A 14,236-nucleotide genomic window follows, 5' to 3' on the forward strand; every position below is an offset into this window, starting at 1 on the left:
GGTCAGCCGATTCGGTCGTTGACGACGCCCTCGGTTTCGCCGCCCCACACGTCGTCGTCCTCGGTCAGCCAGGTGCCGCCCTCATTGGTTCGCTCCTCGGCGCCCGCGCCGCCGCCGCCCATGGGCATGAACGGCATGCCTGACCCCATCCCGCTGCCTGCCTTGGCCGAGCCCAGGCCGTTCGACAGGCCCGAGGCCATGCCGCCGCCTCCGGCGCTCGTCAGGGGTCCGGTGGCGGGTGTGGAGGAGTTCGGGGAGCTCGGGGAAGTGAGGTTGGGGTTGGTGTTCGTGGAGGTGGGGGTGGAGTTGGGGGTGTTGCCAGGGTTCCAGTCGGCGGGGGGCTGGAAGTCCTCCAGTTTGGTGGAGGTGGGGCTGGCCAGGCTCCCCTTGGTGGGGTCGTTGATGCCCGACGTGGGGTCCGTCATGCCCTTCGTCGGGTCTGTCAGGCCGCCCTTGGTGGGATCCGTGACGCCGTTCGTGGGGTCCGTCACGCCCTTGGTCGGGTCCGTCGCGCCGTTCGTGGGGTCTTTCGCGCCGTTGGTCGGATCCGTCGCACCTGTGGTGGGATCCGTCGCGCCCTTGGTCGGGTCTGTCAGGCCCTTGGTGGGATCCGTGACGCCGCCCGTGGGGTCTGTCACGCCCCCGCTCTTGTCCGAGCCGTCGGAGGAGCCGTCGTTGTAGCCCGCGCCGTTGTAGCCGCCGTTCCCCAGTCCGTTCGTGCCGCCGGGGTTGGAGAAGTCGGTGTTCAAGGGCGTGACGGGAGGGGGTAGGCCGTCGGGGTCCTTGATGTCCGGGATCTCTTTGTGGAAGGAGTCCGGCAGGTTCTGGTAGGTCTGCGTGAGGTCGTCGTTCAGCAGGCGCAGGTGCTTGCCGGCGAGTTCGTCCTGGGAGCCCCATTCCATGCCTTTGTCCATGGTGCGAAACCAGCCGACGCTGGAGTCGTCGAAGGTAAAGGTGTTGTCGGCCCAGGACATGCCTCCCTTGTCCATGAACTCCTGATGCTCCTGGATCCTGTCACCGAGTGACTGCAGAGGGCGGCCCATCCAGTTGAGCTTGCCCGACAGCTCGCGCACCGTCGCGTGCAACACCCTGAGGGCTTCCTGCGCCTCGACCGACGCCTTGCCGTCCCAGCACTTCGCCATCTCGACGTTGATGTCCTCGATGACGCGCTGGGCACCGGCCAGCGTCGAGCAGGCGTCGAGGTAGGCGTTGCCCGCCTGCTTGACGGCCGTCGCGTCCAGCGACTGGACGAAGGTCTTGACCTCGGCGACGCTCCTGCCGTCGTCGTCCACCCCAAAGGTCGGGCAGTACGTCTTGATCATGTGCGTCTGCTGCTTGACCTTGATCTTCTTGTCTTCGGCCACGGGAGCTCCTACGCCTCCTTATTACCGAGGTTGGCGAGATCGACGCGCTCGTAGTTGCCCGCGCCCGCGTTGATCAGTTCGATGGCGATCCGCGTCTTCTCGACGACCTCGCGGTAGACCTCGGTGAACTCCTTGTGCCCGCGCTGGACCGTTTCGACGAAGGCCTGCCCGCCGTCCCATCGCTTGACCTGCTCGACGGTCGCCTTCAGGCCGATGAGGTTGGCCTTCATGTCCAGGTCGTTGACGGACCCGGGCTTCTCCCCTGCGAAGTTGGCGAATTCGTCCGTGAGCTGCTCGGCGAGCTTCTTGAGCTTGCTGGCGCTGTACGTGACGCCGTCGCGCTCGGCATCGAGTCCTGCCCAGTCCGATTCCAGATGCCACTCCTGGGCCGGCGGACTCAACTTATCGGGCTCTGCCACAGCAACCTCCCCGAACACCACTGACCACAAACTTTACTCATATATCACGATCTAGTGCCCCCATTTGCGACATAACCCCCACTTCCCTCATAGGTAACACTTCTATGCTGTCCTCAGGCTGGACCGGAACGGAGTGGCATGCAGACCCGCAAGGATCTCTACCAGGCACATCGGCTCATGACCCAGCGCCTGGGTATGGCCCTGTTGCAGGGCGAACCCGACCTACCCGAGTCGCCGATGCGGCGGCACAACGTGGCGACGTTCGCCGGCATCATGGTCGGCGTCCTCATCATCGCCGGATTCGGCATCTGGGGCCTGCTCAAGCCGGGCGGTGCGACCAATCTGCGGGACGCCGGTCAGCTCATCGTGGAGGAGGAGACCGGCGCCTCCTACGTCTACAGCCAGCAGACCGGCCAGTTGCTGCCCGTGGCCAACTACGTCTCCGCCCGGCTCCTCCTGGACAGCGACAGCATCAAGGTCAAGACGGTGTCCACGGAGTCGCTGGCCGGCTTCGCCCGCGGCGGGCAGGTGGGCATCGCGGGCGCTCCCGACTCGCTGCCCAAGGCCGAGCGGCTCGTCAAGTCGCCCTGGTCCGCCTGCGTGGTGGACGCGACCGACGCCGCAGGGGGGCGCAAGTCGTACGTGACGCTCGTGGGCGGGACCGACGTCGGTGGCACGCCGGCCGGAAGCGACGCGCTGATCGTCAGCGATGGGCGGCAGAACTGGGCGCTCTGGGGCAACCAGCGCATGGCCGTGAAGAACGTGGACCGGCTCACCGACCAGACCCCCCGGCGGGTGCCGGACTCATGGATCAACGCCATCGCCGAGGGTTCGGACTTCGCCGCGCCGCCGATCCCCCAGCGCGGCCGCAACATCGCCGGGCCCGGCCGCTCCGCGTTCAAGGTCGGGCAGGTCTTCAAGGTCGCGGCGGTCGCGGGCGCCCCCGCGCGCTGGTACGTCATGCTCGCGGACGGCCTCGCGCCGATCACCCAGACGCAGGCGACGCTGCTGATCCAGGATCCGGCCAGCCAGGCGGCGTACGGACGCCAGCACGTGCGGGAGATCCCCATCGACGCGGCGAACGCCAACGCGGCGAAGGTGTCGGCCCAGCGGATCACGGGCGGCGGCATGCCGGCCACCATGCCGCGCTTCCAGGTGCCCGCCGCCTCGGCAGCGCTGTGCATGGTCTACGCCAACACCCTGAAGGGGTCGGTGAAGGGCACGCTGACCGTGGGGAGCCGGATGGGCATCCCGACGCCGGCGTCGAGTGGCAACCCGGAGAGGTTCGACCAGGTGCTGCTGCCGCCGGGCACGGCGGCGGTGGCGGGGCTGCTGCCCGGCGAGAACCAGCTCTCCTCGGTACAGCAGTTCTACCTGGTCACCGACCAGGGGAAGAAGTACCGGCTGGCCTCGCCCGACGTCCTGACCAAGCTGGGCTACGACGCCGCGAACGTGGCCCCGCTGCCCGCCCACCTCCTGCGCCTGATCCCCGAGGGGCCGACGCTGGACCCGGCGGCGGCCAGGACACCGGTCTCCGACACTCCGGCCATGCGCTCAAGTGGCTCGTAACCAGCACGTTTCCTGGACGACAAATACTGGTGAACATTAGTATGAAAGGGACATAGATGGCTTTGTGATACGTGGGGGGCCGATGGGGGACCAGATCGAGGGGTACGAGGTCATACCACCGGATCTTCGTAAGGCGCTGGAGGTCTGTGCGGATCAGGCGCCGATCCTGCGTGGTTACGCGGCCGAGTTCGCCCCCGCACGCCTGCGCGAGGACGACTTCGGCCTCGCGCCGGGAGCCGACGAGCTCGGCTTGGCGTACGTCGACGGCACCCAGGAGTACGGTCACCGCGACAAGCGGTACGAATCCGCCTACAACTACGTCATGGACCTGTGCGAGTCCCTGGAGTACCTCTCCAAGGCGCTGGAGGTCTCCGAACAGAACTACCGGGCCGCCAGCCGGGCCAGTGCCAGCAAGGACGGCGGCAGATGACCGAGGGCAGCCTCAACCCCATCGAGTGGAACTGGACGCACTGGCCGTTCGCCCTCAACTGGGGCTCGATGTTCGACATCACCCCGCTGGTGAACACCGCCAAGGCGATGTTCCACGCCATTCCCTCCCTCGTGGGCGACGACGAGAGCGAAGGCAGGCTCCGAGCCGCCGCCGCGGCGCACGAGAGCCTGGCCCAGAACCTCGACAAGGTCTTCGACGTGCTCGACGGGCATGCCAGGGGCCAGGGCTCCGGCTATCTCGACAGGGTGGTCAAGGAGTGGAAGGGGACGGCGGCCGACGAGTTCAGGAAGGTCTGGGGCGAGGTCGTCAAGCAGGACAACCGCGCCGCGCTCAAGAAGAGCTCCACGGACATCGCCCAGATCCTCAGGATGGTGGCCGACTCGGCGGCCCTGACCAAGAAGGCCGTTCTCGAGCTCCTCAGGACCGCGCTGCTCTGGGGCGCCCTTTTCATGGCGTTCAAGTACCTGGCCGCGAGGTTCGCCGCCTCCATGGCCGGCGGGCTGATGGCGCAGATGATCGCCTACATCCGCACCAGGCAGCTCGTCCTCTTCGCGGTCCAGGTCATGATCAGGTTCGGGACCCTGCTCAGGACCCTCGCGGCCGCGCTCAAGAACCTCCCGGTGGTCGGCCGGCTGCTGGTCCGGCTCCGCTCGATGCGAGCTGTCGGCGCCATGGAGAAGGCCGTGCTGCAGGCGGTGAAGAACCGCAACCTCACGGGATACGCCGAGAAGTTCGCGCAGGCCAGCTTCAAGAACTACGCCAAGACCTCCGGCAGCGTGTACGGCGGGATCATCGGCACGCAGATGGCGGCCCAGGGCATGAGCGGCCACAGCATCTTCAACCTGAGCCCCATCAGCTTCACCCAGGCGGCCCGCATCACCACGGGCGCGATGCTCGTCGCCACCTTCGCGCCCGCCTCCGGTTTCTTCGGCAAGGGGCTCCTTCAGGGCGGCACCGCGGCGAGCTGGGCGGCGACCCTGACCAAGACGGGCGCCGCCGTCGGCGAGTCCGGCATGGCCTTCGGCAGTTTCGTCGGGCTCCGCAACTGGACGTACGAACAGCTCAAGCACAAGCTGCCCGGGAAGCAGGGCAACCTCCACAAGCAGTTCTGGGGAGGCATCCCGACGTCCTTCTTCCGGGTGTGGCGGCCCCTGCAGACCAACCCCGACTTCGGCCGGCTGCCCGACACGAACCTGCCCACCGCCAACGGGCAAGCGGTCGCACCGCGGCCCGATCGGACGGAAAAGGTCGGCTACTGGCCGGTTGACAACGGGTCTCTGTACGACATCGCCGAGAAGGTGTACGGCGACCCCGACCGGTGGCGCGAGATCTACGCCGCCAACAGGGAGGTCATCGGAGACGACCCGCGCAAGCTGGTGCCCGGACAGCTGCTGCGGATCCCGCTGGACGAGTGAGGGTCAGACCGAGGCGGTGCCGCCGGGCACCTTGCCCAGCGACTCGTCCATCTTCACGCTGAGGCCGCCCATCTTCTCGTCGTACTGCATGCCCGCGTCGGAGAACGGTGGCATGCCGCCCGACTTCATCGCGGTCATCTCGGTGGGGATGGAGGCCTCCAGGCCGGGGAAGAGCTTTCCGGTCATCTCGGTCTGCTTGATGGCCATGTAGAGGACCCCGGTGACAACTGCGACGGCGAGGGCGTGCTTCTTGAGTATCGCCTTGACCGCTTGCAGAGTGACGGCGCCCCTGGCGGCTGTGAGTACCTCGGCGAAGTTCCCCAACCCCGGGGTGAATCTCGCGGCCATCTTTGATAGACCCATCCAAAGCATGACACTGCCCACCGCCATGGCCGAGAGGGCGCCGTAGTGGTAGATCTTGGCCGCCGCATCGACGGCGTCCCCGGTGTCGTTGCGGGTGTCCTTGAGGGACTTGACCCCGTTCTTGAAGGCCGTGTGGATGCCCTCGAAGGTGTCGAAGGACGCGCCCTCCCATTTGGCCGAGGACTTCAGGTCCGTCTTGAGTTTGTCCAGCCCACCGGCCAGCTCGTCCAGCTCCGACATCAGACCGTCGTGGTCGAGACTCCGCCAGGCCTTGGCGGTCTTCGCCATCGCCCCGGGGTCCGAGACCATCACGCCGATGGCGGCGGCGGCGTAGAAAGCCCAGGGCTGCATGATCATGGCGGCGCCGGCGACCGCGGTGCTCGCCGCCAGCTTGTAGAGCGACGCGTCGGACTCGTAGCTCACCTGGAATCCCGTCCGATCACTTCGGGCGCGGTCTCATCGTCGCCGCCCCAAACGCCCTCATCCTCGCCGAGCAGGGCGTTCTCGCGCTCTTTTTCCTTGTCGCCGCCGGCCCCGCCGCCGCCCATCGGCATCATGGGCATCATCGGCATCCCGCTCGAACCGTTGACACCCTTCAGACCGGCCGGAACGGCGCTCGCCCCCGCGCCCACACCGTTGCCGGTGCCGAGCGCGGTGCCTATGCCCGTACCGGAGCCGCTTCCTGTACCGGTGCCGACGCCTGTACCCGTGCCCGTCCTGGTGCCGGTCGCGTCTGGAGACAGGCCGCTGAGGTCCGGGTTCTTGAGCTGCGGGGTGTTCACCGAGTTGGGGTCGAACTGGGACAGCGACGTCGTGTCGGGGACCTTGCCGTCGACACCCGGCAGCTTCTGATCGGGCATCTGCGGCTGGCCGTTGAGCGCCGAGTCGATGTCCGGCACCTTCATGTCGGGCTGGTTGAGCCGGCTCCCGTCGGGAACCGACGGCAGGTCCGTCTTGGGGAGGTCCGTCGAAGGCAGGTCGGTCTTCGGCAGATCCGTCGAGGGAAGATCCGTCGAGGGAAGGCCTGTCTTGGGCAGGCCGCCGGTGGGCAGGTTCGGGTCGACCCCCGACGGCGCGCCCAGACCGGACAGGTCCGGCATGCCGCCGGTGTTCGGCAGGCCGGAGCCGCCAGGATTGCCGAGGCCGCCGAGGCCGCCGAGGTTCGGTCCGCCGCCGAGGCTGTTCGGGTCGAAGTTCATGTTCTGGAGCTGGTCGCCGTTGGCGTCCTCGGCCGCCCGGTAGTTGCTGGAGGCCTGCCTGAGCGCGCTCTTCCAGCTCTGCAGCGCCTTGCGTCCCTTGGCGAGCGCGTCCTTCTGCTGGTCGACCGCCTTGTCGTGGACGTTGTTGACGCCGATGCCGATCACGCCGAAATGCGGCCACTGTACGGGGAGGGTGCTCGTCTTGGCCTCCAGCGAGGAGATGACCACGGTGTGGTCGTCTATCTTCTCGCTGTTGGTCTCGAGCGCGCTGGTCTTGAAGGAGACGCCCGACGCCATCGTCGGCAGCTGTCCACTCTGCAGCTGCGCGAGCTTGGCCGCCTGGCTGGAATTCTGCGTTGAGTCGCCCATACCGCTCCCCGTAGCGCGTTCAGCAAATGACCGGGTCGGTCACGTCGTGCGCGGAGTTCCAATCGTCCTTGTCCGCGGGGAGATACGTCATTCTCTCGAAGTCCCCCTGGTCCGTGCCCGCGCCGCCACCACCCATCGGCATGAACGGCATGCCGCCGGACATCCCGTTCCCCGACGTCCGCATCGCCGTCGCGAGCCCTTGGCCCCCCGCGCCCATGCCACCGTTCGGCGAGCCGAGCACCGAGGGGACGCTGGGCGCGCCCGTGGGCGAGAGGACGCCCACCGTGTTGGGGGAGATGGTGCTCACCGGATTGCCGGTCGGGTTGAAGTTGGCCGTGATCGGTGTGGTCGGCGTGGTCGGCGTGTAAGAGGACACCTCGGTCCCGTTCGGGTCCGTGCCGCCCTTGACGTTGTCGCTGCTGGTCTTGTCGTCCTGGCCGAGCACAGGCGGGACCGTCTGGTCCTGTGTGTCGGAATTGCCGGTCTTCGAGGGGTCCTGGCTGCCGGTGCCGTCGCTCGACGAATCGCCCTGACCGCCGGAGTCGGAGCCGTTCTGGTCGCCGTTGCCGGAGTCCGAGCCCGGCTTGTCGCCGGTGTCGGAGCCGTTCTGGCCGCCGGAGTCCGAGCCCGGCTTGTCGCCCGAGCCGGAGCCGGAGCCGGAGCCGGAGCCGTCTCCAGTACCGCCGCCGCGCGAGCCGTCGGAGCCCGTGCCGCCCGTAGAGCCGGTGGAACCTGTGCCGCCGGAACCGGAACCGCCGTCCGACCCGCCGGAGCCACCCGATGACCCACTCCCGCCGGAGCCGTCGCTGATCCCCACGCCGCTCGGGTATCCGGGGTCGCGGTACGTGCCCGTACCGCCCGGGATCGAGACACCGGGCAGCTCGTAGGAGACGTCGTGCGGGACCTGAACGTTGTAGAGATCGACGATCTTCTTGTTCAGCTCCTGCATGGCCTTCTGGGCCTCGCGGTCCTCGGCGGCCTTCTTCGTGGCGACGGCCTGCGCCTTACTGGTCTCGGGGTCGCCGTACGTGCCACCGCCGTCGCCTTCGGAGCTCGCCACCGAGATGCCCTGGACCTTCGAGATCGTCTCGGGAAGGTAGCCCGCGTACTGGCGCAGGGCGGAGCCCATCATCTCCAGCTTGGTGGCCAGCTCGCCGCCGGAGGCGTGCAGCATCTGCAGCGCATGGCGTGCCTTGCTGGCGTCCGGCCCCGTCCACACTTTGATGATCTTGCCGGCGTGCTCTTCCAGCGCGTTGGTCGCCAACTCGATCGTGCTGGCCGCACTGTTGTAGGCGAACCCGGCGTTCTCGATCAGGGTGGGCTCGGTGTTCTGCAGCATCGTCAGGATCTCGTCCTTGGACGCGTTTACCGCACCGCCCTGTGGCATCTTGTCGAACGACAGGATGACGACGACATGCCTGCCGCCCTTGCCCTCGGCCATCAGCCCTTGCCTTCGTTGGCCTGGTCACCGGCGCCGTGGTTGGCCGCGCTCGCCTCGACTGCGGCGATCACGTCCTTGTAGGCGTTGATGAACTCCGTGTACACCTGCGCGAACTTCTTGCCGCCGCTGTTGGAGCCGACCGTGCTGCTGAAGGCGCTGGCATCGTGCCAGGTGCCGATCTGCGCCTCGGAGAGCTGGCAGTGGTCCAGGATGCCGTTGACGGAACCACTGGTGTAGCCCTCCGCCGAGCCGGGCCCCTGCATACCGCCGAGGTACGACTTGAGCTCCTCGGCGATCGCTCGCATCTGGGTGGGGGAATGTTCCCGCCCCGGCCCCGAGTCGAACAGCTCAGGATCGACGTACAGAGGGTCCTGGCCGCCCTCCATTGCATCCTTCTGAGTCATCCCCAACCCCCATAGACAAAGGAACCCGGCCGGCGCTTCACGGCACCGGCCGAGGGAGGCACGATCGCCGCGACCGGCTGCTTAGTCGGTCCAGATGTTGATGTTGCGCCGCTCAGCGGTCTGGTAGTTACCCTTGGCGATCTCGACGGCCTTGGCCGCTTCGAACAGCTGCTTGCCCATCTCAACCTCGAGGTTGTCCCACTGGGTCTTCTTGCCGTCGAAGAACGTCTTCGCCTCACCCTCCCAGTCGGTGCCGAGGGTGGTCCTGACGTCGTTGTAGAGATCGTCCGTCACCCGGTCCAGCTCGGTGACGATCGACTTCAGCTGCTCGTACGCCGCTTCCATGTTGGGGAAGTGGGCGTAGGTGTAGTCCTCTGCGGTGCCGTCGGCCATGTGTGTCTCCGTCCTAGCTGCTGGGGGGGGTTACGACGCGTTGATGAGCGAGTCGATACGGCCGGCGCTGCCGGCGCTGTTGAGCCCGCTGGAGATGTCCATGTTCTGCTGCGCGGCGTCGGCGTACACGCCGGCGTTGACGTTCAGCTTGTCGTAGATGTCCTCGAGGATCTTGATCACCTGGCGGAAGTCGAGGTCCCAGGCGTCAAGGGCCTTGCCGAACTGCCCGGCGGCGCCACCCTTCCATCCGGCGGACATCAGGTCACCCTTGATGGTCTGCACCCTCTGGCGCATGCCCTCGATGTACTGGGCGGTGGTTTCGCACTGGCCGGCAGCCTTGATGAGCTTTGTGGGCGCCGTACCCATAAGTGTGGACATTGGACCTCCGGGTCAACAAGGTCTGGTTCTGTACGGCGGTGCCGTAGGTCCGGTCAACCCGGGTACCCCCGCAAACAACATCAAATGGCATGCTAGCCCCCATCCGCCCCAGATATAACAGATACTTAACATAACGGCTAGATCACCGTTGGGTGACTTTTTGGCAAACGCGCAGGTAGGCGGGTCGCTGATTTCTGACTGGGGCTGCTGATGGGCGGTCGCGACTTGTCGTAAAGCCCACAACCTGTACGGCTCAGCGGCCTCACAGATACGCTTTGGCCTCTTCTGTGTTGATTGCTGGGAGGGCGACAGGTGGCCGAATTCGGGACCGTGGGGCGGTCGAGCATCGACAGCCTGCTCAACTGGAGCTCTCCTCCGCCGCAGGACGGACCGGGCCAAGTCGAGGTGGGCACCGCGCTCCCAGGCTCGGCCGACGGTGGGACGACCCTCCTCGTCGCGGGCGGCACGAGCGGGGACTCTTCACCGGCGAGCCCCCAGGACGGCGCGACGAACGACACGTCGGGAAACCCCGGGAGCCTCGGCGACCAGACGCCCCAGGCGGGACCCGTCGACGATCAGTCGATCCCGCTGGACCAGGCGGGACCCGCCGTCGACCAGATCCCGCCGGACCAGGCGGGCCCGGCCGACGGCCAGGGGGACCCCACGGTGGCCGAGGTCCAGTCCGACCAACTGAGCTTCGGGCCCGAGACGGTGGACGACGCGATCGACGGCGAGGCCGGCTCGGTCGATCCGGAGGCCGCCGAGGATGATCCCGCGTGGGAGCCCTCAGACGCCGACGAGAGCGCGGGCCCGGACGGCACCGACACGTCGGGCGACGCGACCGAGGACCCGAACGCCCCGCAGGACCAGAACGACACCGGCGACCAGTCGGGCACGGACACCGGCGACCAGTCGGGCACAGGCGACCAGGGCGACACGTCGGACCCCGGTAGCGCCGATGGCCAGGGAGACCAGGGCGGCTCCCAGACCGACCCCGCGGACTCCCAGACGGACCCGGGCAGCCAGACCGACCCCAGCGTGCCCGACGGCCAGGACGGCACGACCGTTCCCGAGACTCCCTCGACGGACCCGTCGGGCGGTGGCGGCGGCACCGAAGACCCCGGCTCGGGCACCCCGGAGACGCCGACCACGGAAACCCCCACCCCGGACCTGCCGACCACGGAAACCCCCACCCCAGACCTGCCAACCGCGGAAACGCCCAGCGCGGAGACTCCCGCCGCGGACACACCCAGCGCGGAGACTCCTTCTGCGGACCTGCCCAGCGCGGACATGCCCAGCGCGGGCACCCCGTCCGCCGGGACCCCTGACTCCACCGGAGGCGGCGGGGGCGGGGGTGGGGGCGACGACCAGGGCAAGGGCGGCGACCAAACCGGCGGCACGGACACCACCGGCCTGTCGAAGGACGCCAAGTTCGCGGAAGGCAGCGTGGGCGGCGGCTGGCGCAAGGCCCGCCCCGAGGTCATGGAGAAGCTCGGCAAGACGATCGGCCCCACCGAAGGCGGCGGGGGCGACACCCCGGGCGACCACCTGGGCGCCGCCGAGAGCTCGGCCCGGAACATCGACATCGGCTTCCCGGGGTTCGGCCTGGTGGGCTCGATGACGTTCGGCTCCGCGTACAGCTCGGCCCGCTCTTCGGCCGCCGACTACCTCAAGAGCGCCAAGAACCAACTGGGTGTCTGGGACGCGCAGCTCCGAGAGGGAGCCAGCGTGGTCCGGGAGGCCAACGACAAGAGCACCGCGAAGAACTGACCCCGGGGACGACATGGACTCTTACTCATATGGCGTAGACCTCTACACCACGGCGATAGGCGAATGCTTCATCGCCGCGGGCCTGCCATCGAACCCCGCGATCCGAACGATCTGCAGGTTCTCCGGGACGCTCATCGGCACGATTCTCTCCAGCCCCAGCGACATCCGTAACGCGGCCAGGAACACCCGCGAGATGACCACGACGGTCAACAACTCGGCGACGTCCATCGACACCGCTCTGGACACCATCGACCACGACGACTGGGAGAAGATGTCGCGTTCGGAAGTCGACGCCGCGGTGAAGAAGTTCACCACGCAGGCCAAGAACAGCTCGCAGGTCTACGAGGGGCTCGCGGGAGCGCTCGACCAGCTCGCCAAGCATTCCTTCCAATTGGCCGTGACCAGTATCTCCGTGGCCACGGTCCTGGCCACCCTCTCCGCCCTCAGCGCCGCGGGCAAGCTCTTCCCTCCCACGACGGTGGCGACGGACCTCACCGCCACCACTTCGTGCGCCGCGGCACTCGCCGTACTGAAGGCGATCGTGGGCAACAGCAAAGGCGTCTACTTGGCGGCCGCCGGCATCGCCGGGTCGGCGGGCATGTTCATGGGCGGCGCCGCGACGAACATGACCAACGCCGTCACCCCCTCGGACCCCAAGAAGATGCCGGCGTTCGAGCAGGTCTACATCCCCAACCTGCCCACGTTCGACAAGGACGGCCAGCCCCTCGGCACGAAGAAGGACGTCTAGGCGACGGTCAGAGGTCCAGGCGGCGGCGGATGCGGTCGAGTTCGCCCATGACGTCCTCGAACGTCCGGTTGTAGGCGGACTCGGCCTCCTTGATCTTGTGCAGGGCGGCCTCGGGGTCATCGACGTACTTCATCGGGTTGTCCTCGTCGCCGAACGCCTCGCCCATCGCCTCGGTGACCTGCCTCTGCAGGTCCGCGGTCGCGGCCTGGAGCTGCTGCTTGATGAGCTCGGAGAGCTCGCCCGAGCTCAGCCGCATCGCCTTGGGATGCAGCAGGAGGTCGCGCAGCCCCTCGCTGCCGTAGGCGATCGTGACCAGGCCGTCGTCGTCCTGGGCCCGCCCGACGATGTCGGTCATGTTCTTCTGGAGCTCTTCGATGCGGGCGAACTGTTCGTCCGCGCCCTTGAGAAGCTTCTCGATGTCGATGTTCGCGAAGTCCCCAAACTCCTGCATCTTCACTCCACTCTCACAACATTGTTAAATCGCGCAGCAACCTATCAGCCCGACAAACCGCGCACCCAGGAATAGACCTCCAGAACGCCCAGCGCGAGCGGGAAGAGCTCGACGATCAGGATGACGTCCACGATGTCCGCCGCACGGCCCCAGAACGGCGACGGCCGGCCCGTAGGCAGCCAGAGGCCGATGCCGACGGCGGTCAGCGCCAGCCACAGCATGATGATCGCCACGGCCACGGCCCCGATGACGCCGGACTTCGGGCCGAGGGTCAGCGCCAGCATGCCGAACGCGGCGAGACCGACGGTGATCAGCCACAGCCGCTGACGGACACCGCGGAAGACCCGGGCCCGCATCATCAGCGTCAGTCCGAGCGTTCCGGTCATGAGGGAGGCGACCCAGCCGCCGTACGTCGCCAGCAGCGCCTCGGAGACCACTGCCACCAGCCCGATCGCGATGATCATGCCGGTGGCGTAGCGCTGGGCGATGATGGTCCGCTCCTGGATGGCCACGCTGTCCAGGCGCTGGTTGTCGGCCCGCAGCTCCTCCGCGGTGGTGGGCATGGCCGGGAGCGGCACCTTGGCCAGGCGGAACGACAGCGTGGGCACCAGCGGGCTCAACCCCAGCAGGATCGACACCGTCACCGCGGCCACTCCCGCGGGCGTCGATCCCCACACCATGACCACGGCCGCGCCTATCGCCCCGCAGGTCGCGGCGATGGCCGTACCGAGGAATCCCGGTACGCCGTCGGAGATCAGCGCGCCCGCGATGGTCGCCACCAGCGCGGTGCAGGCGAGCGCGGCCAGCAGGTGGGGAGCGCCGACGTTCAGGACGCCGCCGCTGGCCGGTGCGAACAGGCCCGCCATGAAGCCGTACGGCAGCGCCGCGTGCCCGATCAGGGCGCCCGCCAGGGAGTCGCCCACCGCCCTCGACAGGGCCGCGCCCGTGGCCACGACCACGAGCGCCATCAGGCCCGCCACCACCGTGACGACCAGCGGGGGCGCTCCGGAGAGCGCCAGGGCGAGCGCGCCGACGACCAGCAGCCCGAGCGCGCCGCTCGCGCCCATCAGCCGGGTGTTCCTGGCCTCCCAGATGCCCGAGGAGTTCTTCACTCCGGTCGCGACCACGTCGGCCACGTCGTCGTACAGGGCGGGCGGCAGGATCGCCTCGCGCGGCCTGAGGTAGAGCACCTCGCCGTCGAGTATGCCCAGCGCCCCGAGGCTCTGGCCCAGGTCGAGCGGGGAGCCGCCGAGCCGCTGCAGCGTCCATCCGGGCGCGGCCGCGGAGTCGCCGCCCAGCTCGTCCAGGGCGCGCAGCAGGCCGGGCAGGACGTGCGGCAGCGGGATGTCGGCGGGCAGGGCCAGGTCGGCCTTGCGCCGCGGTCCCACGATCGTCACGTGGCACAGCGGGGGCAGCGGCACGTGCACCTGGGCGAGCGAGCTGACCTGCATGGGTCCCGGCGGATGCGGGGGGCCCTGCAGCTGCGGCGGACCTGGCAGGCG

Annotated in this window: 15 protein-coding genes; 5 read left to right on the plus strand and 10 right to left on the minus strand. The window is 68.2% G+C overall.

Annotated features, from left to right (window positions below; all coding sequences use genetic code 11):
* Positions 1–2: 2 nt before the first annotated feature.
* Together AB0F17_RS31425 and AB0F17_RS31430 are read right to left on the minus strand one after the other, a co-directional pair.
* Positions 3–1,364, minus strand: a complete 1,362-nt coding sequence (locus tag AB0F17_RS31425; protein ID WP_358030207.1) for a hypothetical protein — start codon at positions 1,362–1,364, stop codon at positions 3–5.
* Positions 1,365–1,372: 8 nt separating this feature from the next.
* On the minus strand, positions 1,373–1,783 hold the full coding sequence (locus AB0F17_RS31430) for a hypothetical protein (protein ID WP_358030209.1): 411 nt from the start codon (positions 1,781–1,783) through the stop codon (positions 1,373–1,375).
* A gap of 138 nt (positions 1,784–1,921) precedes the next feature.
* Between AB0F17_RS31430 and eccB the strand changes: the two genes are divergently transcribed.
* The 3 genes from eccB (at position 1,922) to AB0F17_RS31445 (ending at position 5,218) form a co-directional block, all read left to right on the plus strand.
* Entirely contained in the window at positions 1,922–3,352 is a 1,431-nt protein-coding gene (gene eccB, locus AB0F17_RS31435; protein ID WP_358030212.1) for a type VII secretion protein EccB, read from the plus strand.
* A gap of 82 nt (positions 3,353–3,434) precedes the next feature.
* Positions 3,435–3,782 carry a hypothetical protein gene (locus tag AB0F17_RS31440; RefSeq protein ID WP_358030215.1) on the plus strand — a complete coding sequence of 116 codons (348 nt, stop codon included), beginning with the start codon at positions 3,435–3,437 and terminating at the stop codon, positions 3,780–3,782.
* Entirely contained in the window at positions 3,779–5,218 is a 1,440-nt protein-coding gene (locus AB0F17_RS31445; protein WP_358030218.1) for a hypothetical protein, read from the plus strand. The genes AB0F17_RS31440 and AB0F17_RS31445 overlap by 4 nt, the downstream gene beginning before the upstream one ends.
* A gap of 3 nt (positions 5,219–5,221) precedes the next feature.
* Here the strand turns inward: AB0F17_RS31445 and AB0F17_RS31450 are convergent, their stop codons facing one another.
* The 6 genes from AB0F17_RS31450 to AB0F17_RS31475 all read right to left on the minus strand — a co-directional run bounded on the left by AB0F17_RS31450 (position 5,222) and on the right by AB0F17_RS31475 (position 9,765).
* Positions 5,222–6,004 carry a WXG100 family type VII secretion target gene (locus AB0F17_RS31450; protein ID WP_358030221.1) on the minus strand — a complete coding sequence of 261 codons (783 nt, stop codon included), beginning with the start codon at positions 6,002–6,004 and terminating at the stop codon, positions 5,222–5,224.
* Complete coding sequence (locus AB0F17_RS31455) at positions 6,001–7,149, minus strand: type VII secretion target (RefSeq protein ID WP_358030224.1); 1,149 nt, start codon at positions 7,147–7,149, stop codon at positions 6,001–6,003. Before AB0F17_RS31455 ends, AB0F17_RS31450 begins: the two co-directional genes overlap by 4 nt.
* Positions 7,150–7,168: 19 nt before the next feature.
* Positions 7,169–8,590: a hypothetical protein gene (locus tag AB0F17_RS31460; RefSeq protein ID WP_358030227.1), complete on the minus strand. Its 1,422-nt coding sequence runs from the start codon at positions 8,588–8,590 to the stop codon at positions 7,169–7,171.
* Entirely contained in the window at positions 8,590–8,994 is a 405-nt protein-coding gene (locus AB0F17_RS31465; RefSeq protein ID WP_358030229.1) for a hypothetical protein, read from the minus strand. The genes AB0F17_RS31460 and AB0F17_RS31465 overlap by 1 nt, the downstream gene beginning before the upstream one ends.
* An 81-nt stretch (positions 8,995–9,075) precedes the next feature.
* Positions 9,076–9,387: a WXG100 family type VII secretion target gene (locus AB0F17_RS31470; RefSeq protein ID WP_358030232.1), complete on the minus strand. Its 312-nt coding sequence runs from the start codon at positions 9,385–9,387 to the stop codon at positions 9,076–9,078.
* A 30-nt stretch (positions 9,388–9,417) separates the two neighbouring features.
* A complete protein-coding gene (locus AB0F17_RS31475; RefSeq protein WP_358030235.1) occupies positions 9,418–9,765 on the minus strand; it encodes a WXG100 family type VII secretion target in 348 nt (115 codons plus the stop codon).
* A gap of 312 nt (positions 9,766–10,077) precedes the next feature.
* Between AB0F17_RS31475 and AB0F17_RS31480 the strand changes: the two genes are divergently transcribed.
* Both AB0F17_RS31480 and AB0F17_RS31485 read left to right on the plus strand, forming a co-directional pair.
* Positions 10,078–11,535 (plus strand): hypothetical protein, encoded by a 1,458-nt coding sequence (locus AB0F17_RS31480; protein WP_358030238.1) that lies wholly within the window; start codon positions 10,078–10,080, stop codon positions 11,533–11,535.
* A gap of 13 nt (positions 11,536–11,548) precedes the next feature.
* The gene (locus AB0F17_RS31485) at positions 11,549–12,283 is read left to right on the plus strand and encodes a hypothetical protein (protein ID WP_358030241.1); all 735 of its coding nucleotides are present in this window, start codon (positions 11,549–11,551) and stop codon (positions 12,281–12,283) included.
* Between the two features lie 7 nt (positions 12,284–12,290).
* Here the strand turns inward: AB0F17_RS31485 and AB0F17_RS31490 are convergent, their stop codons facing one another.
* On the minus strand, positions 12,291–12,734 hold the full coding sequence (locus tag AB0F17_RS31490) for a YbaB/EbfC family nucleoid-associated protein (RefSeq protein WP_358030243.1): 444 nt from the start codon (positions 12,732–12,734) through the stop codon (positions 12,291–12,293).
* A gap of 44 nt (positions 12,735–12,778) precedes the next feature.
* Positions 12,779–14,185, minus strand: a complete 1,407-nt coding sequence (gene eccD / locus AB0F17_RS31495) for a type VII secretion integral membrane protein EccD (protein ID WP_358030246.1) — start codon at positions 14,183–14,185, stop codon at positions 12,779–12,781.
* Positions 14,186–14,236 lie beyond the last annotated feature (51 nt).

This window comes from Nonomuraea sp. NPDC026600, from assembly GCF_040638335.1.
In the GTDB taxonomy this organism is placed as follows: Bacteria; Actinomycetota; Actinomycetes; order Streptosporangiales; family Streptosporangiaceae; genus Nonomuraea.